The following is a 20569-nucleotide window of genomic DNA, read 5'->3' as shown; positions in this document are numbered from 1 at the left end:
GTTTCCCGCCCCGAGCCGGCGGGTGGCAGGATTCGAGCATGTCTGACCAGCTCCGTGCCTGCGCCCCCCGAGCGGCCGAGGACCTCGTCGCCCCGTACGACGCCCTCCTGCTGCTCTCCTTCGGCGGTCCCGAGGGCCCCGACGACGTCGTCCCCTTCCTGGAGAACGTGACGCGCGGGCGCGGCATCCCGCGCGAGCGGCTCAAGGAGGTGGGGCAGCACTACTTCGGCTTCGGCGGGGTCAGCCCCATCAACGGGCAGAACCGCGAGCTGCTGGACGCGCTGCGCAAGGACTTCGCGGAACACGGGCTGGACCTGCCGGTCTACTGGGGCAACCGCAACTGGGCCCCGTACCTCACCGACGTGCTGCGCGAGATGGCCGCCGACGGACGCCGCCGGATCGCGGTGCTCGCGACCAGCGCGTACGCCTCGTACTCGGGCTGCCGGCAGTACCGCGAGAACCTCGCCGACGCCCTGGCGCAGTTGGCCGAGGAGGGGGTGGAGGAGCTGCCGCGCGTGGACAAGCTGCGGCACTACTTCAACCACTCCGGGTTCGTGCGGCCGATGATCGACGGCGTGCTCGCCTCCCTGGCCGGGCTGCCGCAGGACGTGCGGGCGGGGGCGCGCCTGGTGTTCACCACGCACTCGATCCCGACCGCCTCGGCGGACACCTCCGGCCCGGTGGAGGGGCACGGCGAGGGCGGTGCGTACGTCCGCCAGCACCTGGACGTGGCCACCGTGATCGCGGACGCGGTCCGCGCCGAGACGGGCACCGAACTGCCCTGGGACCTCGTCTACCAGTCGCGCAGCGGCGCCCCGCACATCCCGTGGCTGGAGCCGGACGTCTGCGACCACCTGGAGGCCCTGCGCGCGCAGGACACCCCGGCGGTCGTGATGGTGCCGATCGGCTTCGTCTCGGACCACATGGAGGTCCTCTACGACCTCGACACGGAGGCCACGGCCAAGGCCGCCGAACTGGGCCTGCCGATCGCCCGCTCAGCGACGGTCGGCGCCGACCCGCGGTTCGCGGCGGCGGTCCGCGACCTGCTGCTGGAGCGGGCGGCGGCCGAGCGCGGCGAGCCGGTCGAACGGTGCGCGCTGGGGCTGCTCGGCCCGAGTCACGATCTGTGCGCGGTGGGCTGCTGCCCGGCGCGCGCCCCGCGGCCGGCCGCCGCGGGAGCGGACAGTCCGTACGCCTGACCTACCCCAGGGAGTGGCACCACCATGATTTCCGCGGAACTGAAGGCCGAGCTGCTCGACGTGGGTCTGGAGGCGGCCCGCCGGGCGGGTGAACTGCTGCGCGACGGTCGACCGGCGGACCTCGCGGTGGCCGCGACCAAGTCCAGCCCGATCGACGTGGTGACCGAGATGGACATCGCGGCGGAGAAGCTGATCACCGAGATCCTCGGACGGCGGCGTCCCGAGGACGGGCTGCTCGGCGAGGAGGGCGCGGACACCCCCGGGACCAGCGGCGTGCGCTGGGTCGTGGACCCCCTCGACGGCACCGTGAACTACCTGTACGGGCTGCCGAGCTGGTCCGTGTCCGTCGCCGCCGAGTACCGGGGCGAGACCGTGGTCGGGGTCGTCGCGGCCCCGATGCGCGGGGAGACGTACCGCGCGGTGCTCGGCGGCGGGGCGTGGCTGGGCGACGTCCGCCTCGGTTGCCGGCCGGCGGCGCCGCTGGACCAGGCGCTGGTCGCGACCGGATTCGCGTACGTGCAGACGCGGCGGGCGCACCAGGCCGAGGTGGCCCGGCGGATCATCCCGCTGGTGCGGGACATCCGGCGGGGCGGCTCGGCGGCCGTGGACCTGTGCGACGTGGCCGCCGGGCGGCTGGACGGGTACTGGGAGCGGGGGCTGAACCCCTGGGACCTGGCGGCGGGCGAGCTGATCGCGCGCGAGGCGGGGGCGCTGACCGGCGGCCGGCCGGGGCGGCCCGCCTCGGGGGAACTGGCGCTGGCGGCCACGCCGGCCGTGTTCGCCTCGCTGCAACCGCTGCTGGACGAGGCGGAGGCCTGGCGCGACTGACGTCCCTCGGCGGCCCGGCCCGACGGGTGGGCCCACGGAAAGACCCCGGGCGCCGCGTGGGCGGCCGGGGTCGGGGTCCGGGGCGGGGTGGGATCAGGCGGCCGTGACGGATACGCCGTGTTCCACGGGTACGCCGTGTTCGGCGGCCAGGCGCTGGAGGTCCTCCAACTCCGCCTGTTCCACATCCGCGAGGTGGTCGTCGCCCTTCTCACGGGCCTTGCTGAGGTCGGACTGGGTGGCCTCGATGCGCTGCAGAAGGCCTGCGGTGAATGCGTCCATGGTGGGTGCGCCCCCTCTTCATGGGTAGGCGACGGGTGAGCACGTGGCAGTCCGCCGTCAGGAGTGGTCGGGGTGTGCAGTCGTCCTCCCCGGAGCCCCGGGCCCAGAAACCTCGCGAGGCCGGGGAATCCTCACTTCCACCCGGGGGAAGGGCGGCCGAGCGGCGCCTTACAGCCGGTTTACCGCCGAAACGGGCAGGATGGGCGACGCCATACACGTGTGCCCTTCTGGGCTCGAAGGAAGGAAACGACGTGCGCGTACTCGTCGTCGAGGACGAGCAGCTGCTCGCCGATGCGGTGGCCACCGGCCTGCGCCGGGAGGCCATGGCCGTGGACGTCGTGTACGACGGCGCCGCGGCCCTTGAGCGCGTCGGAGTGAACGACTACGACGTGGTCGTGCTCGACCGGGACCTCCCCCTCGTGCACGGCGACGACGTCTGCCGCAAGATCGTCGAGCTGGGCATGCCCACCCGCGTGCTGATGCTCACCGCCTCCGGCGACGTGAGCGACCGGGTCGAGGGGTTGGAGCTCGGGGCGGACGACTACCTGCCCAAGCCCTTCGCCTTCACCGAGCTGACCGCGCGCGTGCGGGCCCTGGGGCGGCGCACGACCGTGGCCCTGCCGCCCGTGCTGGAGCGGGCCGGCATCAAGCTGGACCCGAACCGCCGCGAGGTCTTCCGCGAGGGCAAGGAGGTGCAGCTGGCGCCGAAGGAGTTCGCGGTGCTGGAGGTCCTCATGCGCAGCGAGGGCACGGTGGTCTCCGCCGAGCAGCTGCTGGAGAAGGCCTGGGACGAGAACACCGACCCCTTCACCAATGTGGTCCGGGTGACCGTCATGACCCTGCGGCGCAAGCTCGGCGAGCCGCCCGTGATCGTCACCGTGCCGGGCTCCGGATACCGGATCTGACGGGGATGGCAGCGACACCGGCGCCGCCCGCGGCGCCACCGAAACCCACCTGGGACCCCGGGCAGCCCGAGGGTCCCTTCCCTTGGCTGCGGCCGACGATCCGGATACGGCTCACCCTGCTGTACGGCGGGATGTTCCTGATCGCGGGCATCCTGCTGCTGTCGATCATCTACCTGCTGGCGGCGCAGGCGCTGCGGGAGGGCAACGGCACGCCCTTCAAGATCGTGGACGGGACCGACGTCACGGTCATCAGCAACACCTGCCCCGGGGTGGCCGGCAAGGGCCAGCCGCTCGACCAGTTCAACGCCGCCATCAACGCGTGCGTCCTGGAACAGCGCAGGCACGCCTTGGACGACCTGCTCAGCCGGTCGCTGATGGCCCTGCTGGGCCTCAGCATCATCGCCTTCGCCTTCGGGTACGCGATGGCCGGCCGGGTGCTCTCGCCGCTCGGCAAGATCACCCGTACCGCCCGTCGGGTGGTCGGCTCCGACCTGACCCGGCGGATCGAGCTGGACGGGCCGGACGACGAGCTGAAGGAGCTGGCCGACACCTTCGACGAGATGCTCGACCGGCTGGAGCGGGCCTTCACGGCCCAGCAGCGGTTCGTGGCCAACGCCTCGCACGAGCTGCGGACGCCGCTCGCGATCAACAGGACGCTCCTGGAGGTGCACCTCTCCGACCCGGGGGCCCCGGTGGAGCTCCAGCAGCTCGGCAAGACGCTGCTCGCCACCAACGAGCGCAGCGAACAGCTCGTCGAGGGTCTGCTCCTGCTGGCCCGGAGCGACAACCAGATAATCGAACGCAAGCCCGTGGACCTCGCCGAGGTCGCCTCGCGGGCCATCGACCAGGCCCGCGGCGAGGCCGGCGCCAAGGGCGTGGAGATCCGCGGTGAACGCGCCCTGGCGGTCGTCCAGGGCAACGGTGTGCTGCTGGAGCGGATCGCCCTCAACCTGGTGCAGAACGCCGTCCGGTACAACGTCGCCGAGGGCGGTTGGGTGGAGGTCACCACCGAGGTTCAGCACGGCCACGCGGTGCTGCTCGTATCGAACACGGGTCCCGTTGTTCCCGCGTACGAGGTGGAGAACCTCTTCGAGCCCTTCAGGCGGCTGCGTACCGAACGAACGGGCAGTGACAAGGGTGTGGGGCTCGGTCTCTCGATCGCGCGCTCCGTGGCCCGCGCACACGGCGGCCGCATCCAGGCGACGCCCCGCGAGGGCGGTGGCCTCGTGATGCGTGTCACGTTGCCCCTGTGACCTGGGGTCCCGCGTGTTCGCTGTTGGCTGAACGGGCCGAGGGTGAAGGCGGGGGGACCTGTGTGATCGATCACATGGTCGAGTGTCGGGTCAAGTGCGTTCGGTGACCCGGGGGAGGCCGGAAAGCCCGGGAAGTCCGGGTTTCCGGCCCCCATGATGGCGGGAAATACACGGGGTGGCGTTTGTGCAAGACGGCCCCCGGACCGTGTACGGTCCCGGTCGTCATCCCAGCCAAATGCGCCTTCGGGCGTGCGGCTGGGTGTCGATTGAGTAACAGACCTTGATGTGAGGCAAAATCTCCGCCTCAGGTCGGGCACAAGTCCGGCCTCTCGCGCGTTACGTGCGCTGAGACACCGCTAAATCCCAGAGGGGGAGAGCGAACAATGGCAACGGACTACGACACCCCACGCAAGACCGACGACGACGTTGACAACGACAGCATCGAAGAGCTGAAGGCCCGGCGCAACGAGAAGTCGTCGTCGAACGTCGATGTGGACGACTTCGACGCGGCCGAAGGCATGGAGCTTCCCGGTGCGGACCTCTCCAATGAGGAGCTGGCCGTACGGGTCCTGCCCAAGCAGGCCGACGAGTTCACCTGCATGAGCTGCTTCCTGGTGCACCACCGCAGCCAGCTGGCACGTGAGAAGAACGGTCAGCCGATCTGTCGCGACTGCGACTGAGAGGCGTCGGCCGTGACAGGCTCGACGCCATTTCGGAAGCGACGCTTCCGAAAGTCTGGTGATCCGGCGGAGACGCAGGTGGGAGCCACGGACCCGGCAACGGGCCCTGGAGCCCCCGGCGTACCCGCCGTGCCCTCCGACACCGCCGCGGCGGTGCCGTCGGCCACAGCGGCCGACGAGGAGTCCCGGCAGTGGTTCGGGGCTCGTCGGGTGCAAGCCGTCAAGAACGGTGTGCGCAAGGGCGGCGAAGGTGCGAAGGCCGCCGCCCTGTACATCACCGACCGAATCATCGAGAACGCACCGCGCGTTCCGGTTCGGGACCTCGCGACCCTGCGCGCGCAGTTCCCGGACCTCGACCCCGATCGGCTCGCCGACAAACTGATCACCGGCGCCGCCAACGCCACGTCCGCCGTCGGCGCGGGCATCGGCGCGGCGGCGATGCTGCCGGTGCCGCCCGCGATGCCGGCCGAAATGGCCGCGGAGATCACCGGGGTCGCGCTGATCGAGCTGAAGCTCCTCGCCGAACTCCACGAGGTCTACGGGCTCCGGGCGCCGGGCAACCTCGGGGAACGCAGCTTCGCGTACCTGACGTCCTGGACGGAGGAACGCGGAGTCGACCTGACCAAGCCGACGACGCTGAACGCGGCGCTCGGCGGTCAGATGAAGCGCGAACTGCGCCAACAGATCATGAAGCGGATGTTCCGCAACCTGCCCAACCTGATGCCGTTCATGGTGGGCGCCGCCGTCGGCGCGGTCATGAACCGCCGCGACACCCGGAAACTCGCCGAGAAGGTGCGTGCGGACCTGCGGACCCGCGCCGTGGCCTGGGACGCCCTCCCGCAGTTGCCGCCCCTTGAGCGGCCCACCCAGCCCCTTCCCGAGGCCACCCGGAGGGTCATCGAGGGCCCCGACGCGCAAGGGCGAGGCTGACGACCGCCCCCGCGGCGCCGCCCCGGACCTCCCGGACTCAGCCGGCCGCCGGCGCGGCCGGGCTGTTCTTCGCCGCGCGGACGGCCGCGACCAGGGCCTGCGGCTCACGGGTGGAGACGTACACGTAGGGAGTCGGGTCGGCCGGATCGGTGATCTCCACGCGGACGGCCGTCGGCACGTAGCTGCGCATCAGCATGAAGGCGCGGGTGTCGGCCTTGTACGTGCGCCAGGCGCGCGCCTCCTCGGCCTCCAGGATCTCGGGCTCGCCCAGGGCCGTCACCGGGATCCGCGCGTCACCCACCGCCAGCGCACCGTTCACCACGCGCACGCGCGCGGAGCCGTACGAACTCACGACCATCCCCGCCAGCACAGTGCCCCCGACCAGACCGAGCAGCATCGGCAGCGTGCCCAGCGGCAGCAGCATCAGCGCGCACGCGACGCCGAGGAGCACGGCGATGCCCCACCAGGCGCGGGGAGCGGTCAGGCGTTCGTCGTGGTGCGCGGGGGAGGGCTGCATGGGTCCAAGCCTGCCACGAGGCGACCGTCGAACCGCCGCGCGGGTAAGGTCAGCGGCTGTGAGTGGACGAAACACGGCCTTGACGCCGCCGGCCGATGCCACGGCGCCGGTCAGGCACCCCGACGCCCCGGGCCCCGGCGAACTCCTCGGCGCGCACTACGAGCACTGTTTCGGCTGCGGCGAGGGACAGCCCCACGGGCTCCACCTGGAGGCACGGGCGGGCGAGGGTGTGCGCGTCACCGCCGAGTTCACCGTCAAGCAGGCCCACCAGGGCGCCCCCGGTCTCGCCCACGGAGGCGTCCTCGCCACCGCGCTCGACGAGACGCTCGGCTCCCTGAACTGGCTGCTGCGCGTCATAGCGGTGACCGGCCGGCTGGAGACGGACTACGTGCGGCCCGTGCCCGTGGACACCGTGCTGTACCTGGAGGCGGAGGTGACCGCCGTGGCCGGGCGGAAGATCTACTGCTCCGCGGTCGGCCGAATAGGCGGACCCGAGGGACCGGTCGCCGTGCGCGCCGACGCCCTCTTCATCGAGGTGAAGGTCGACCACTTCATCGACAACGGACGGCCCGAGGAGATCCGGGCGGCGATGGCCGACCCGGACCAGGTCAGGCGCGCACGCGCCTTCGAGGTGAACCCCTGATGTCTCAGAACAACCACGACTCCCGCCGCGGAGTCGACGTGCTGATCCGCCGCGTCGACCCCGAGGTGCCCCTGCCGGCCTACGGTCACCCCGGTGACGCGGGCTGCGACCTGGTCACCACCGAGGCCGCGGAGCTCGCGCCCGGCGAGCGGATCGTGCTTCCCACCGGTGTGTCCATCGCGCTGCCCGACGGGTACGCCGCCTTCGTGCACCCGCGCTCGGGCCTGGCCGCCCGTTGCGGCCTCGCGCTGGTGAATGCCCCGGGGACGGTGGATGCCGGGTACCGTGGGGAAATCAAGGTGATCGTGGTCAATCTCGACCCGCGCGAGAGCGTCAGGTTCGAGCGTTTCGACCGCATTGCCCAGCTGGTTGTCCAGCGGGTCGAGAAGGTGCGCTTCCACGAGGTGGCGGAACTTCCCGGCTCGGCCCGGGCCGAGGGGGGTTTCGGCTCCACCGGCGGTCATGCGGCCGTGGCCGGATCCGAGGCTGGTCAGCAGGGTGGGAATGGCTACGCTTCGGTCGTAACCGACCGGGAAGGACAGTGACGTGTTCGGACGTCGCAAGAAGAACGACTCCGTCAGGGACGGCGGCGCGGCCGAGCAGGTCGTCGACGGCGCACGCGCCGATGAGCGGGACGACGCCGAGGCGCTCGACGACGACGCCAAGCCGCGTCGGATGAACCTGCCGCCGGCCCCCAGGCCGGACGGCCCCTGGGACGTTTCCGAGGTGATCGGCAATCCGGAGGACGGCCGTGTCGACCTCGGGGGCATCCTCGTACCCGGTGTCGAGGGCATGGAGCTGCGCGTCGAGGTCGCCGGTGACGCGATCGTGGCCGCGACCGTGGTCCTCGGCGACAGCGCCGTGCAGCTGCAGGCCTTCGCGGCGCCCAAGAAGGAAGGCATCTGGGGCGAGGTCCGCGACGAGATCGCCACGGGCATCACCCAACAGGGCGGCATCATCGACGAGGTCCAGGGCCCCCTGGGCTGGGAGCTGCGCGCGCAGGTCCCCGTACCGCTGCCCGACGGCCAGACCGGCGCCCAGCTGGTGCGGTTCGTCGGCGTCGACGGCCCCCGCTGGTTCCTGCGCGGTGTCATCTCCGGCCAGGGCGCGGTGCGCCCGGATTCGGCCGGCGTGCTGGAGCAGATCTTCCGGGACACCGTCGTCCTCCGCGGCGACGGCCCGATGGCTCCCCGTGACCCCATCGTCCTGAAGCTGCCGAACGACGCCCAGATGGTGCCGGACGGCGTGCAGACGACCGAGGAGCCCGAGGGCTCCCGCTTCGGCGGCGGCATGGGCCAGCTGGAACGCGGTCCGGAGATCACCGAGGTCCGCTGACCTCGCTCGACGATCGGTCCCGGTCGGTGGGCCGCACCCTCGCGGGGGTGCGGCCCATCGCCGTTCCCGGCCGACGCGTCAGGGATCCGTCAGGGATGCGCCCTTCGCCGCACATCGGCGCGTGAACTGCGGGGACGTCCCCGAGAATGGGCGCATGGGACGCGGCAAGCTACGGATATACCTCGGCGCGGCACCCGGTGTGGGCAAGACGTACGCCATGCTCTCCGAGGGCCACCGTCGGGTGGAGCGCGGCGGCGACTGCGTCGTCGGCCTCGTCGAGCACCACGGCCGGCCGCGCACCGAGGTCATGCTGCACGGACTGGAACAGGTGCCGCGCAGCGAGTTGACCTACCGGGGCGCAGGGTTCACGGAGATGAACGTGGACGCGCTGCTGGCCCGCGGACCCGCCGTGGCACTGGTGGACGAACTCGCGCACACCAACGTGCCGGGCTCCCGCAACGCCAAGCGCTGGCAGGACGTGGAGGAACTGCTCCGCGCGGGCATCGACGTCGTGTCCACCGTGAACATCCAGCACCTGGAATCCCTCGGGGACGTGGTCGAGTCGATCACCGGGGTGCGGCAGCGGGAGACCGTACCCGACGAGGTGGTCCGGCGGGCCGACCAGATCGAGCTGGTCGACATGTCCCCGCAGGCCCTGCGCCGCCGCATGGCGCACGGCAACATATACAAATCCGACAAGGTCGACGCGGCCCTGTCGAACTACTTCCGCCCCGGCAACCTCACCGCCCTGCGCGAACTCGCGCTGCTGTGGGTGGCCGACCGGGCCGACGAGTACCTCCAGCAGTACCGGGGCGAGCACGACATCCGCTCCACCTGGCAGGCCCGCGAACGGATCGTCGTCGGTCTCACCGGCGGGCCGGAGGGCCGCACCCTGATCCGGCGCGCCTCCCGGATGGCGGCCAAGGGCTCGGGCAGCGAGATCCTGGCCGTCTACATCGCGCGCAGCGACGGGCTGACCGCGGCCTCGCCGAAGGAGCTCGCGGTCCAGCGGACCCTGGTGGAAGACCTCGGAGGAACGTTCCACCACGTCATCGGCGACAACATCCCCGACGCCCTGCTCGCCTTCGCCCGCGGGGTCAACGCCACCCAGATCGTCCTCGGCTCCAGCCGCCGCAAGACCTGGCAGTACGTCTTCGGGCCGGGCGTGGGCGTCACCGTGGCCCGGGAATCCGGGCCCGACCTCGACGTCCACATCGTCACGCACGAGGAGGTCGCCAAGGGGCGCGGACTGCCCGTGGTCCGCACCGCCGCCCGACTCGGGCGACCCCGGATCGTGGCCGGCTGGGTCGTCGGCGTGCTCTGCCCCGCCCTCCTCGCCCTCGTCCTCGCCAACATCGACGGCGACCCCGGCCTCGCCAACGAGATGCTGCTGTTCCTGGCGCTGACCGTGGCCGCCGCGCTGCTGGGCGGACTCGTGCCCGCGCTGGCGTCGGCGGCCTTCGGCTCGCTGCTGCTGAACTACTTCTTCGCGCCGCCCGTGCACCGGTTCACGGTCTCCGACCCCAAGAACATCGTCGCCATCTCGGTCTTCTTCGGGGTGGCCGTCGCCGTCGCCTCCGTCGTGGACGTCGCCGCCCGACGGACCCAACAGGCGGCCCGGCTGCGCGCCGAGTCCGAGATCCTCTCCTTCCTCGCGGGCAGCGTCCTGCGCGGCGAGACCACCCTGGACGCGCTGCTGGAAAGGGTGCGCGAGACCTTCGCCATGGAATCGGTGGCCCTGCTGGAGCGGGAGAGCGACGTCGAGCCCTGGTCCCCGGCCGGCAGCGTGGGCCCGCGTCCCGCGGCCCGGCCCGAGGACGCCGACGTGGACATGCCGATCGGGGACCACATGGCGCTGGCCCTGTCGGGGCGCGTACTGCCCGCCGAGGACCGCCGGGTGCTCGGCGCCTTCGCCGCCCAGGCCGCCGTGGTCCTGGACCGGCAGCGCCTGGTCGGACAGGCCGAGGAGGCCCGCCGGATGGCTGAGGGCAACCGCATCCGGACCGCGCTGCTGGCCGCCGTCAGCCACGACCTGCGCACACCCCTGGCCTCCATCAAGGCATCGGTCAGCTCGCTGCGCTCCGACGACGTCGAATGGTCCGAAGAGGACCGGGCCGAACTCCTCGAAGGCATCGAGGACGGCGCCGACCGGCTCGACCACCTCGTGGGCAACCTGCTCGACATGTCCCGCCTCCAGACCGGCACGGTCACCCCCCTGATCCGCGAGATCGACCTCGACGAGGTGGTCCCGATGGCGCTGGGCGGCGTACCGGAGGACAGCGTGGTGCTGGACATCCCGGAGACCCTGCCGATGGTCGCCGTGGACCCCGGGCTGCTGGAGCGGTCCGTCGCCAACGTGGTGGAGAACGCCGTGAAGTACAGCCCGGCGGGGGAGCGGGTGCTGGTCGCGGCCAGCTTCCTCGGCGACCGGGTCGAGGTACGGGTCGTGGACCGCGGCCCCGGGGTGCCCGACGAGGCCAAGGACCGGATCTTCGCCCCCTTCCAGCGGTACGGGGACTCCCCCCGGGGCGCCGGGGTGGGCCTCGGCCTGGCCGTCGCCCGCGGTTTCGCGGAGGCCATGGACGGCACCCTCGACGTGGAGGACACCCCCGGCGGCGGGCTGACCATGGTGCTCACCCTGCGCGCGGTGCCCGGGGAACGCACCCCCTCGCGTGTCACGGTGGACGGCGAGGAAAGGACCGGCCCGGTCGGGACCGGCCCTCCCGCGCCCGCCCCGTCCCTCGCACCCCCCTCTCCCCCTCACTCGTTCGATCGACCGGTCGACCCCTCCGTACGACAGAAGGCAGGCCCTCAATGACCCGGGTGCTCGTGGTGGACGACGAACCCCAGATCGTCCGAGCCCTCGTGATCAACCTGAAGGCGCGCAAGTACGAGGTCGACGCCGCCGCCGACGGGGCGAGCGCCCTGGAACTCGCGGCCGCCCGCCACCCCGACGTGGTCGTCCTCGACCTCGGCCTGCCCGACATGGACGGCGTCGAGGTGATCAGGGGCCTGCGCGGATGGACCCGGGTGCCGATCCTGGTCCTGTCCGCCCGGCACAGCTCCGACGAGAAGGTCGAGGCACTGGACGCCGGCGCCGACGACTACGTCACCAAGCCCTTCGGCATGGACGAGCTGCTGGCCCGGCTGCGCGCGGCCGTCCGCCGGGCCGAGCCGGCCGCGGGCGCCGGCGAGGACGAGGTGATCGTCGAGACCGACGGCTTCACCGTGGACCTGGCCGCGAAGAAGGCGGTGCGCGCGGGGCGCGACGTACGCCTCACCCCCACGGAATGGCACCTGCTGGAGGTGCTCGTCCGCAACAGCGGCAAGCTCGTCAGCCAGAAGCAGCTGCTCCAGGAGGTCTGGGGGCCCTCCTACGGCACGGAGACCAACTACCTGCGGGTCTACATGGCGCAACTGCGGCGCAAGCTGGAGGCGGACCCCTCCCACCCCCGGCACTTCATCACCGAACCGGGCATGGGATACCGCTTCGAGAGGTAGCGGGCGCGCCGGTACGCTTCCTGTATGAGTGCTGAACCGCGTCCCGAGAAGCCCGCGAAACCGGCCAGGCCGGCGGGCCGGTTCCGCCGGATGATAGAGCGGCTTTCCACCTCGCAGGAAGAGCTGCATTCGGCGGAGCTGCAGGAGGACGCAGAAGCCGCCGGCTGCACGCGGATCTGCGACTGCGACGACCGCCAGATAGTCAAGGTGACCGGAACGCTGCGTACCGTGACCCTGCGGCCGCGCGCCGGGGTTCCCGCCCTGGAGGCGGAGCTGTTCGACGGCTCGGCCCCACTGGACGTGGTGTGGCTCGGACGTCGCTCGATCGTGGGAATCGAGCCGGGACGGCGCATGATCGCCTCCGGCCGTATTTCGATGAGCCATGGGCGTCGGGTCCTCTTCAACCCGAAGTACGAACTCCGACCGCTCGGACAGGAGCAGTAACCGGTGACGTCACTCGACAAACCGACCACGCCGGCGGATCCGCCGGAGCCCGCGGCGGACCAGAAGGCGGTGACGCAGGCGGCGCTCTTCGACGCCTTCGGCGGCATCCGCGGCACCGTGGAGACGATGCTCCCCGGCCTGCTCTTCGTGATGATCTACACGATCAACAAGGACGTGAAGAGCTCCGCCATCGCCGCGGGGGCCGTCGCGGTCCTGCTCGTGATCGTGCGCCTGCTGCGCAAGGACACCGTGAAGCACGCCTTCAGCGGGGTCTTCGGCGTGGGCGTGGGCGTGGCCTTCGCCCTCTTCACGGGCAGCGCGAAGGGCTTCTACCTGCCCGGCATGATCTACGGCGTCGGCCTGGGCTTCGCGTTCACGCTCTCGGCACTGGTCGGCTTCCCGCTGCTCGGCGTGATCCTCGGACCGGTCTTCAAGGAGAACCTGTCCTGGCGGACCCGCAACCCGGGCCGCAAGAAGGCGTACACCAAGGCCAGCCTGGCGTGGGGGCTCATCTTCCTCGCCAAGTACGCGATCCTCTTCCCGCTGTACTGGTGGGGGGACGCGACGCAGCTGGGGTGGGTGCTCATCGCGCTCAAGCTGCCGCCGATGGTGCTCGCCGTGTACTTCACGTGGGTGTTCCTCGCGAAGGCGCCGCCGCCGATCGACGTGATCGCGGAGTGGGAGGCCGAGGAGGCCGCCGAGAAGGAGGCCAAGGCGGCCGCCAAGGCGGCCAAGGCCGCCAACTCCTCGACCGAAGGACGCCACCGGGCGCCGTAGCCGCCGGGACGCGCGGACGATGAAACGCAAGGGGCGGGGCAGCCGATCGGCTGCCCCGCCCCTCTCACATTGACGCCGAGACCTAGGCCCTGTCGTGGCGGGCCTGGAGGAGGTCCTCCAGCTGCTCCTCGCGGGCCTGGGCGGCCACGAAGAGGAGCTCGTCGCCGGGCTCCAGGGTCTCCTCGCCGTGCGGGGTCAGGACCCGGTTGCCGCGGATGATCGTGACCAGCGAGGTGTCCTCGGGCCAGCTGATCTCGCTGATCTGGGTGCCCGCGACCGAGGAGTCCGGGGGCAGGGTCAGCTCGACCAGGTTGGCGTCACCGTGGCTGAAGCGCAGCAGCCGCACGAGGTCGCCGACGCTGACGGCCTCCTCGACCAGGGCCGACATCAGGCGCGGGGTGGATACCGCGACGTCGACGCCCCAGGACTCGTTGAAGAGCCACTCGTTCTTCGGGTTGTTCACCCGCGCCACGACCCGGGGAACCCCGTACTCGGTCTTGGCCAGGAGCGAGACGACCAGATTGACCTTGTCGTCACCCGTGGCGGCGATGACGACGTTGCAGCGCTGCAACGCGGCCTCGTCCAGCGAGGTGATCTCACAGGCGTCGGCCAGCAGCCACTCCGCCTGCGGCACCCGCTCCACGGAGATGGCGGTGGGCGCCTTGTCGACCAGCAGCACCTCGTGGCCGTTCTCCAGCAGCTCACCCGCGATGGAGCGGCCGACCGCGCCGGCTCCGGCGATCGCGACCCTCATGCGTGTGCCTCCTCAGGCCCCTCGGCGAAGGCCGCCTCGACTTTGTCGATCTCGTCCGTACGCATCATCACGTGGACGAGGTCGCCCTCCTGGAGGACGGTCGCCGATGTCGGCAGCGTGGCTTCACCCAGACGGGTGAGGAACGCGACACGTACGCCGGTCTCCTCCTGCAGCTTGCTGACCTTGTGGCCGATCCACGCCTCGGAGGTGTGCACCTCGGCGAGCTGGACACCGCCGCTCGGATCGCGCCACAGCGGTTCCGAGCCCGAGGGCAGCAGCCGGCGGAGCATCTGGTCGGCGGTCCATCGCACGGTGGCGACGGTGGGGATGCCGAGGCGCTGGTAGACCTCGGCGCGCTTGGGGTCGTAGATGCGGGCGGCGACGTTCTCGACGCCGAACATCTCACGGGCCACCCGAGCCGCGATGATGTTGGAATTGTCACCACTGCTGACGGCGGCGAAGGCACCCGCCTCCTCGATGCCGGCCTCCCGCAGGGTGTCCTGGTCGAAGCCGACCCCCGTGACGCGGCGGCCGCCGAACGATGCCCCCAGTCGACGGAATGCGGTGGGGTCCTGGTCGACGACCGCGACCGTGTGCCCCTGCTGTTCCAGGGTCTGCGCGAGGGCGGAGCCCACTCTTCCGCAACCCATGATGACGATGTGCACGGCCGTCCTTCCGGCTGACAGCGGCTCGCTGATTTCCAGCCTCATTGCATGCTCTGGCTAAACAGGGTCTCAGACCATGGCCCAAGCTACACACGGGTGGTCACCAGTGTGACCATTTGGGGTGCAGGGAGCCCCTCATTGGCCGCTCATTGCCTTGTAAAGGGGCCGGGGGTTCGTCAGGCGGATTTCGAACGCTTACGATCCTCTGCGTGTCCAAACTGACCGACGTGCCCAAACGGATCCTGATCGGCCGGGCGCTACGCAGCGACCGCCTCGGAGAAACGCTCCTCCCCAAGCGGATCGCCCTTCCCGTCTTCGCGTCCGACCCGCTCTCGTCCGTGGCCTACGCCCCGGGCGAGGTTCTGCTGGTCCTCTCGATCGCGGGTGTGTCGGCGTACCACTTCAGCCCCTGGATCGCGGTCGCGGTCGTGGTGCTCATGTTCACCGTCGTCGCCTCCTACCGACAGAACGTCCACGCCTACCCGAGCGGCGGCGGCGACTACGAGGTCGCCAACACCAACCTCGGACCCAGAGCCGGCCTCACCGTGGCGAGCGCCCTGCTCGTCGACTACGTCCTCACGGTCGCCGTCTCCATCTCCTCCGGTGTGGAGAACCTGGGATCCGCCGTCGATTTCGTCATCGAGCACAAGGTGCTCTCGGCGATGATCATGATCATCCTCCTCACGCTGATGAATCTGCGCGGAGTCAAGGAATCCGGGAAACTCTTCGCGATCCCGACCTACGTGTTCGTCGGAGCCGTCTTCGTCCTCATCGCCTACGGCGCCTTCAAGGGCCTCGTACTCGGCGAAGACATGAAGGCCCCCACCGCGGATCTGGAGATCAAACCCGAACAGCAGGGGCTCGCCGGATTCGCCCTCGTCTTCCTGCTGCTGCGCGCCTTCTCCTCGGGCTGTGCCGCCCTCACCGGCGTCGAGGCCATCAGCAACGGCGTCCCCGCCTTCCGCAAGCCCAAGAGCAAGAACGCCGCCACCACCCTCGCCCTCATGGGCGGCCTCGCGGTCACCATGTTCTGCGGGATCATCGGCCTGGCCATGGCCACCGACGTGAAGATGGCGGAGAACCCCCCGGTCGACCTGCTGGACAACGGCGTCCCCGTCGGCGCCGACTACGTCCAGCACCCCGTGATCTCCCAGGTGGGCGAAGCCGTCTTCGGCAGCGGCAGCTTCCTCTTCATCATCCTGGCGATCGCCACCGCGCTCGTCCTCTTCCTGGCCGCCAACACCGCCTACAACGGCTTCCCGCTGCTCGGCTCGATCCTCGCCCAGGACCGCTACCTGCCGCGCCAGCTGCACACCCGCGGCGACCGGCTCGCCTTCTCCAACGGCATCGTGCTCCTCGCGGGCGCCGCCATGCTGCTCGTGTGGCTGTACGACGCCGACTCGACGAAGCTGATCCAGCTCTACATCGTCGGCGTCTTCGTCTCCTTCACGCTCAGCCAGATCGGCATGGTCCGGCACTGGAACCGCCACCTGCGCTCCGAGCGCGACCAGGCCGCCCGCCGCCGCATGCACCGCTCGCGGGCGATCAACACCTTCGGCGCCTTCTTCACCGGCATGGTGCTCGTCGTCGTCCTCGCCACCAAGTTCACGCACGGCGCCTGGGTCGCCCTGCTGGGCATGGTCATCTTCTACGGAACGATGACCGCGATCCGCAAGCACTACGACCGCGTCTCCACCGAGATCGCCGCCGCCGAAGGCCCCAGCGACGACAGCGTGCGCCCCTCCCGGGTCCACTCGATCGTCCTGGTCTCCAAGGTCCACAAGCCCACGCTGCGGGCCCTGGCCTTCGCGAAGCTGACCCGCTCGGACACCCTGGAAGCGCTCAGCATCAGCGTCGACCCGGCCGAGACCAAGGCACTGAAGGCCGACTGGGAACAGCGCGGGATCAACGTCCCGCTCAAGATCCTCGACTCGCCCTACCGCGAGATCACCCGGCCGGTCGTCGAGTACGTCAAGGGACTGCGCAGCGAGAACCCGCGCGACGCCGTCAGCGTCTACATCCCCGAGTACGTGGTCGGCCGCTGGTACGAACACCTCCTGCACAACCAGAGCGCGCTGCGCCTCAAGGGCCGACTGCTCTTCACCCCCGGCGTCATGGTCACCTCCGTGCCGTACCAGCTGGAGTCCTCGGAGCTCGCCAAGCGGCGGGCGAAGAAGCGCCAGGACTGGAACGCGCCGGGCGCGGTGCGCCGCGGACCGGTGGACACCCCGCGGTCGCGGCCGAAGGACTCGGCGAAGTAGGGAGCCTGGGGCCGGGGCCGGGGCCGGGGCTGGGCCTGGGGGCGCCCGGGGGACTGGGCCCGGCGGGCCCCCGGCACTCGGCCGGCCGGGGCCTTGGGCACTCGGCCCACCGGGGGCCCGGGCGGCCGGGTCGGCCCGGGTTCGGGTTGGTGAACGGCCGGACGAGATCCACGTAAACTGGTGGGTCGGTCGTCCGGCCGTTCCCTTTTCAGCTTTTGGAGTCTCCCCACCATGACCGAGCAGATCGAGAAGCAGTCACTGGTCGGGGAGGAGTACGAGGTCGAGGTCGGCCCCGTCGCGCACGGAGGCCACTGCATCGCCCGCACCGCCGAGGGTCGGGTCCTGTTCGTCCGCCACACCCTGCCCGGCGAGAAGGTCGTCGCCAAGGTCACCGAAGGCGACGTCGACTCCCGCTTCCTGCGCGCCGACGCCATCACCGTCCTGGACCCCTCCAAGGACCGCGTCGAGGCCCCCTGCCCGTACGCCGGCCCCGGCAAGTGCGGCGGCTGCGACTGGCAGCACGCCAAGCCGGGCGCCCAGCGCCGGCTCAAGGGCGAGGTCGTCGCCGAACAGCTCAAGCGCCTCGCCGGCCTCACCCCGGAAGAAGCCGGTTGGGACGGCACGGTCATGCCCGCCGAAGGCGACAAGCTGCCGGCCGGCCAGGTACCGCAGTGGCGCACCCGGGTCCAGTTCGCGATCGACGACGACGGCCGGGTGGGCCTGCGCAAGCACCGCTCGCACGACATCGAGCCGATCGACCACTGCATGATCGCCGCCCCCGGCGTCAGCGAACTCGGCATCGAACAGCAGGACTGGCCCCAGATGGAGTCGGTGGAGGCCATCGCCGCCTCCGGTTCGAGCGACCGCCAGGTCGTCCTCACCCCCCGCCCCGGCGGCCGACTCCCGCTGGTCGAACTCGACAAGCCCGTCTCGGTCCTGCGCGTCGAGGAGAAGGACGGCGGAGTCCACCGCGTCCACGGCCGCCCCTTCGTCCGCGAGCGCGCCGACGGCCGCACCTACCGCGTCGGCATGGGCGGCTTCTGGCAGGTCCACCCCCAGGCCGCCGACACCCTCATCAAGGCCGTCATGCAGGGCCTGATGCCGCGCAAGGGCGAGATGGCCCTCGACCTCTACTGCGGCGTCGGCATCTTCGCCGGTGCGCTCGCCGAACGCCTCGGCGAGACCGGCGCGGTCCTCGGCGTCGAGTCCACGAAGCGCGCGGTCGAGGACGCCCGCCACAACCTCACCGACTTCCCGCGGGTCCGGATCGAGCAGGGCAAGGTCGAGCAGATCCTCCCGAAGACCGGCATCACCGAGTGCGACCTGGTCGTCCTCGACCCGCCCCGCGCCGGCGCCGGCAAGCAGACGGTCCGCCACATTGCCGGCCTCTCCGCGCGCCGCATCGCGTACGTCGCCTGCGACCCGGCGGCCCTGGCGCGCGACCTGGGCTACTTCAAGGAGAACGGCTACAAGGTCCGCACGCTGCGCGTCTTCGACCTCTTCCCGATGACGCACCACGTGGAGTGCGTGGCGATCCTGGAGCCGGTGCGCGACGACGCGTGAGCCGGGGGTCGGGGCGGTGCGGCCGTGTGGTGGGGCGTCACAGGCGATGTCTTGACGCGCACGGGACGGCCGTGACGCTCGTTCGACTCACGATCCGTCAGATCCGTCAGACGCGCCTGGCCCCCGGCTCCCTGATGGAGCACGTGGTGCCGGGCGTCTCGCCTCCGGGCGCCCGCGACGCGGGGGTGTTCGACGGATCGAAGCAGGTCGTGGCGGGCGTCTCCGCCCGGAGGCGCTCCTGCCCCTCGCCGCCACCGGCGGGGCCCCGGCCGGGATGCGCCCGGGGCAGACCGGACTGTCGGCGGCGAGCGGCGCTCAGTCCATCGCTTCGGTGGTTCCGTCCGGGTGGATCAGGAGGCGGATCGCGCCGCCGTAGCGGTCGTCGCTGATCGCCGCCTGGGCCGGACCGCCCATTTGCTGGGCGCGCTGGTGGAGGATCCCGATGACGACCTCCTGGATGTCGACGAAGGGCGGGGCGGTCACGGGGACGCCGTCGATGAGGGCCGCACTGTGGGAGAAGACGCGGACTTCGGCGGGCGGGTGCGCGGAATGCATGGCGCGGTTCCCTTCAGGAGGTCACGGCGAATGTGCCGGAGGACGGAGCGGCCACGGCGTACATGCCGCGGGACACGCGCAGGAGGCGCCCGGACTTGGCCATGGCGGACAGGGCGTTGCTGACCGACTTCGCAGGGTCCTGGTAGGACCCCGGGGGCAGCGCGAGCAGGACGTCCCGGCCGGTGAAGGGTCCCGGGAGGGACGTCACCGCCTGCTCCACGGCCTGCCGCAGACTCGGCGCGCTGCTCGGGGCGGGCGGTGACACGCTCCCTGAAGCATGGTTCGGTACGGACCGCAGTGGCGTGTCGCGCCGTGTGCCGCCCTGGGGCCGGGCCGGGACCTGGGGCAGTGGGGCGTCGGCGGCGTACTGCTCGATGTGGGCGCCGAGTTCACACAGCGCGGTGTGCACGGCGGCCACTCCCGGCACGCGCGGGGTGTTGCCGTCCGCGGTGTCGCCGTCCGGGGCGGCACTCAACGCCGCTGTGAGCACCTCGATGCGACGAATCGATTCAGCAAGCCGGTGCAGCAGGGGCTCGAATATGTCCTGCCGCAGCGCGCTCAGCGGGTCGCGGGTCGCGAGCTCGACACTCACCGATCCGGTGAGTCCGCTGCCGGCCGGGCGGTACGCGACTTCGTCCCCCGACGCCGTATGCCATGCGTCGAGGCACCGGCGCGTCTCCCGCAGGGCATCGAGGAGTTGGGGCCTGAGCCCCGCGGTGGGCACACGGGCAAGCATCGCCGCGACCTGCTCGGTGACGTCGAGCGTGGGCAGCATGGAGACCACGAGCGGGCCGAGCACGGCCCTCTGTATGGCGCGCGCCGGGTCGTCGAGCGAGAAAGTGATACGTTCGCCTGCCGGGGCCGCCATCGATACCTCGTGTGTGTTGACTCGGGTGACTCGCTGTTGACCGACGTGCGGCAGTCCACTTGCCGCGACGCGGTGTGCCTCGTCCGTCCGTGTGTCGGACCCTGGGCCCGCACGCGTACCCGTTGCCGAGGATCCGGCCGACGCCAGAGCGGGCCGGCTCGCCCAGTACTCCCGGAGCGCGTCGAACGCGTCGAGGACGACGGCGACCTCCACGGGGCGGCCTCCGCCGTCCGGCAGGGGACCCAGCCGCCCCTGCGCGTCACCGATTCCGATCTTGCGGCGGATCCAGCGCCGATCCTGCGGGGTGGTGGCACCCGCGTAGCCGCCGGGGTCCGACCGGGCGACGGAGTTGCGCATGCATTCCGCCCAGAGGGGGCAAGAGGAGCAGAGCTGCCGGGCCGCGTGGATGAGGGCCTGGCGCCTCCGCGTCTGGAGCGGAGGGCCCGTCACGTTGGCGGGCGGGTTCGTGAGCAGCGGCTGACCGAAGATGTCCGGCCGTCGCTGGCATGGCAGAAGGGTGGCGGAGCCGACCGCCTGGACGGATGCAGGCGGCGTTCTGTGAGCTGTCGTGACCATAAAATGATTCCCCCGAAGCGATCATGACTTACGGGG

Annotated in this window: 21 protein-coding genes; 15 read left to right on the top strand and 6 right to left on the bottom strand. The window is 71.2% G+C overall.

What is annotated here, in order from left to right:
• Positions 1-38 precede the first annotated feature (38 nt).
• Together OG906_RS09790 and OG906_RS09785 are read left to right on the top strand one after the other, a co-directional pair.
• On the top strand, positions 39-1199 hold the full coding sequence (locus tag OG906_RS09790; protein ID WP_329441820.1) for a ferrochelatase: 1161 nt from the start codon (positions 39-41) through the stop codon (positions 1197-1199).
• Between the two features lie 24 nt (positions 1200-1223).
• Positions 1224-2027: an inositol monophosphatase family protein gene (locus OG906_RS09785; RefSeq protein ID WP_329441818.1), complete on the top strand. Its 804-nt coding sequence runs from the start codon at positions 1224-1226 to the stop codon at positions 2025-2027.
• A gap of 93 nt (positions 2028-2120) precedes the next feature.
• On the opposite strand, the gene OG906_RS09780 is transcribed toward OG906_RS09785, so the two are convergent.
• Positions 2121-2306, bottom strand: coding sequence for a hypothetical protein (locus tag OG906_RS09780; protein WP_329441816.1), 186 nt, complete (start codon positions 2304-2306; stop codon positions 2121-2123).
• A 251-nt stretch (positions 2307-2557) separates the two neighbouring features.
• On the opposite strand from OG906_RS09780, the gene OG906_RS09775 reads away from it, so the two are divergent.
• The 4 genes from OG906_RS09775 (at position 2558) to OG906_RS09760 (ending at position 6074) form a co-directional block, all read left to right on the top strand.
• A complete protein-coding gene (locus OG906_RS09775) occupies positions 2558-3211 on the top strand; it encodes a response regulator transcription factor (protein ID WP_030008767.1) in 654 nt (217 codons plus the stop codon).
• 5 nt (positions 3212-3216) lie between these two features.
• On the top strand, positions 3217-4464 hold the full coding sequence (locus OG906_RS09770; RefSeq protein ID WP_329441814.1) for a sensor histidine kinase: 1248 nt from the start codon (positions 3217-3219) through the stop codon (positions 4462-4464).
• Between the two features lie 383 nt (positions 4465-4847).
• Positions 4848-5144 (top strand): DUF4193 domain-containing protein, encoded by a 297-nt coding sequence (locus tag OG906_RS09765; RefSeq protein ID WP_053676268.1) that lies wholly within the window; start codon positions 4848-4850, stop codon positions 5142-5144.
• A gap of 12 nt (positions 5145-5156) precedes the next feature.
• Complete coding sequence (locus OG906_RS09760; protein ID WP_267828293.1) at positions 5157-6074, top strand: hypothetical protein; 918 nt, start codon at positions 5157-5159, stop codon at positions 6072-6074.
• Between the two features lie 37 nt (positions 6075-6111).
• Here OG906_RS09760 and OG906_RS09755 read toward each other — a convergent pair whose 3' ends face one another.
• Positions 6112-6591: a DUF3093 domain-containing protein gene (locus OG906_RS09755; protein ID WP_329441811.1), complete on the bottom strand. Its 480-nt coding sequence runs from the start codon at positions 6589-6591 to the stop codon at positions 6112-6114.
• A gap of 58 nt (positions 6592-6649) precedes the next feature.
• Between OG906_RS09755 and OG906_RS09750 the strand changes: the two genes are divergently transcribed.
• From OG906_RS09750 to OG906_RS09720, 7 genes are all read left to right on the top strand, one after another.
• Positions 6650-7234, top strand: a complete 585-nt coding sequence (locus OG906_RS09750; RefSeq protein ID WP_267828290.1) for a PaaI family thioesterase — start codon at positions 6650-6652, stop codon at positions 7232-7234.
• Entirely contained in the window at positions 7234-7779 is a 546-nt protein-coding gene (dut, locus tag OG906_RS09745) for a dUTP diphosphatase (RefSeq protein WP_267800633.1), read from the top strand. Before OG906_RS09750 ends, dut begins: the two co-directional genes overlap by 1 nt.
• 1 nt (position 7780) lies before the next feature.
• A complete protein-coding gene (locus OG906_RS09740) occupies positions 7781-8569 on the top strand; it encodes a DUF3710 domain-containing protein (RefSeq protein WP_053676263.1) in 789 nt (262 codons plus the stop codon).
• A 154-nt stretch (positions 8570-8723) separates the two neighbouring features.
• Positions 8724-11387, top strand: a complete 2664-nt coding sequence (locus tag OG906_RS09735) for a sensor histidine kinase KdpD (protein WP_329441805.1) — start codon at positions 8724-8726, stop codon at positions 11385-11387.
• Entirely contained in the window at positions 11384-12070 is a 687-nt protein-coding gene (locus OG906_RS09730) for a response regulator (RefSeq protein ID WP_267800629.1), read from the top strand. Before OG906_RS09735 ends, OG906_RS09730 begins: the two co-directional genes overlap by 4 nt.
• A 24-nt stretch (positions 12071-12094) precedes the next feature.
• A complete protein-coding gene (locus OG906_RS09725) occupies positions 12095-12514 on the top strand; it encodes an OB-fold nucleic acid binding domain-containing protein (protein WP_078998499.1) in 420 nt (139 codons plus the stop codon).
• Positions 12515-12517: 3 nt separating this feature from the next.
• Entirely contained in the window at positions 12518-13291 is a 774-nt protein-coding gene (locus tag OG906_RS09720) for a DUF3159 domain-containing protein (RefSeq protein ID WP_329441800.1), read from the top strand.
• An 82-nt stretch (positions 13292-13373) separates the two neighbouring features.
• On the opposite strand, the gene OG906_RS09715 is transcribed toward OG906_RS09720, so the two are convergent.
• Both OG906_RS09715 and OG906_RS09710 read right to left on the bottom strand, forming a co-directional pair.
• Positions 13374-14045 (bottom strand): potassium channel family protein, encoded by a 672-nt coding sequence (locus OG906_RS09715; RefSeq protein ID WP_329441798.1) that lies wholly within the window; start codon positions 14043-14045, stop codon positions 13374-13376.
• Positions 14042-14710: a potassium channel family protein gene (locus tag OG906_RS09710; RefSeq protein WP_267800626.1), complete on the bottom strand. Its 669-nt coding sequence runs from the start codon at positions 14708-14710 to the stop codon at positions 14042-14044. The genes OG906_RS09715 and OG906_RS09710 overlap by 4 nt, the downstream gene beginning before the upstream one ends.
• Positions 14711-14919: 209 nt before the next feature.
• On the opposite strand from OG906_RS09710, the gene OG906_RS09705 reads away from it, so the two are divergent.
• Together OG906_RS09705 and OG906_RS09700 are read left to right on the top strand one after the other, a co-directional pair.
• Entirely contained in the window at positions 14920-16971 is a 2052-nt protein-coding gene (locus OG906_RS09705) for an APC family permease (RefSeq protein WP_329441795.1), read from the top strand.
• Positions 16972-17202: 231 nt separating this feature from the next.
• Complete coding sequence (locus OG906_RS09700) at positions 17203-18534, top strand: class I SAM-dependent RNA methyltransferase (protein ID WP_329441793.1); 1332 nt, start codon at positions 17203-17205, stop codon at positions 18532-18534.
• A 315-nt stretch (positions 18535-18849) separates the two neighbouring features.
• Here the strand turns inward: OG906_RS09700 and OG906_RS09695 are convergent, their stop codons facing one another.
• Entirely contained in the window at positions 18850-19089 is a 240-nt protein-coding gene (locus OG906_RS09695) for a hypothetical protein (protein WP_267802427.1), read from the bottom strand.
• Between the two features lie 13 nt (positions 19090-19102).
• Positions 19103-20533 carry a WhiB family transcriptional regulator gene (locus tag OG906_RS09690; RefSeq protein ID WP_329441791.1) on the bottom strand — a complete coding sequence of 477 codons (1431 nt, stop codon included), beginning with the start codon at positions 20531-20533 and terminating at the stop codon, positions 19103-19105.
• Positions 20534-20569 lie beyond the last annotated feature (36 nt).

This window comes from Streptomyces sp. NBC_01426, from assembly GCF_036231985.1.
Classification (GTDB): domain Bacteria; phylum Actinomycetota; class Actinomycetes; order Streptomycetales; family Streptomycetaceae; genus Streptomyces.
This window is presented reverse-complemented; position numbering and strand designations above follow the sequence as displayed.

What these genes read in the sequence shown, in the direction of transcription:
- OG906_RS09790 (WP_329441820.1), top strand. Translation starts at nt 39, where the DNA reads ATGTCTGACCAGCTCCGTGCCTGCGCCCCCCGAGCGGCCGAGGACCTC.
- OG906_RS09785 (WP_329441818.1), top strand. Translation starts at nt 1,224, where the DNA reads ATGATTTCCGCGGAACTGAAGGCCGAGCTGCTCGACGTGGGTCTGGAG.
- OG906_RS09780 (WP_329441816.1), bottom strand. Translation starts at nt 2,306, where the DNA reads ATGGACGCATTCACCGCAGGCCTTCTGCAGCGCATCGAGGCCACCCAG.
- OG906_RS09770 (WP_329441814.1), top strand. Translation starts at nt 3,217, where the DNA reads ATGGCAGCGACACCGGCGCCGCCCGCGGCGCCACCGAAACCCACCTGG.
- OG906_RS09765 (WP_053676268.1), top strand. Translation starts at nt 4,848, where the DNA reads ATGGCAACGGACTACGACACCCCACGCAAGACCGACGACGACGTTGAC.
- OG906_RS09755 (WP_329441811.1), bottom strand. Translation starts at nt 6,591, where the DNA reads ATGCAGCCCTCCCCCGCGCACCACGACGAACGCCTGACCGCTCCCCGC.
- dut (WP_267800633.1), top strand. Translation starts at nt 7,234, where the DNA reads ATGTCTCAGAACAACCACGACTCCCGCCGCGGAGTCGACGTGCTGATC.
- OG906_RS09735 (WP_329441805.1), top strand. Translation starts at nt 8,724, where the DNA reads ATGGGACGCGGCAAGCTACGGATATACCTCGGCGCGGCACCCGGTGTG.
- OG906_RS09730 (WP_267800629.1), top strand. Translation starts at nt 11,384, where the DNA reads ATGACCCGGGTGCTCGTGGTGGACGACGAACCCCAGATCGTCCGAGCC.
- OG906_RS09725 (WP_078998499.1), top strand. Translation starts at nt 12,095, where the DNA reads ATGAGTGCTGAACCGCGTCCCGAGAAGCCCGCGAAACCGGCCAGGCCG.
- OG906_RS09715 (WP_329441798.1), bottom strand. Translation starts at nt 14,045, where the DNA reads ATGAGGGTCGCGATCGCCGGAGCCGGCGCGGTCGGCCGCTCCATCGCG.
- OG906_RS09700 (WP_329441793.1), top strand. Translation starts at nt 17,203, where the DNA reads ATGACCGAGCAGATCGAGAAGCAGTCACTGGTCGGGGAGGAGTACGAG.
- OG906_RS09695 (WP_267802427.1), bottom strand. Translation starts at nt 19,089, where the DNA reads ATGCATTCCGCGCACCCGCCCGCCGAAGTCCGCGTCTTCTCCCACAGT.
- OG906_RS09690 (WP_329441791.1), bottom strand. Translation starts at nt 20,533, where the DNA reads ATGGTCACGACAGCTCACAGAACGCCGCCTGCATCCGTCCAGGCGGTC.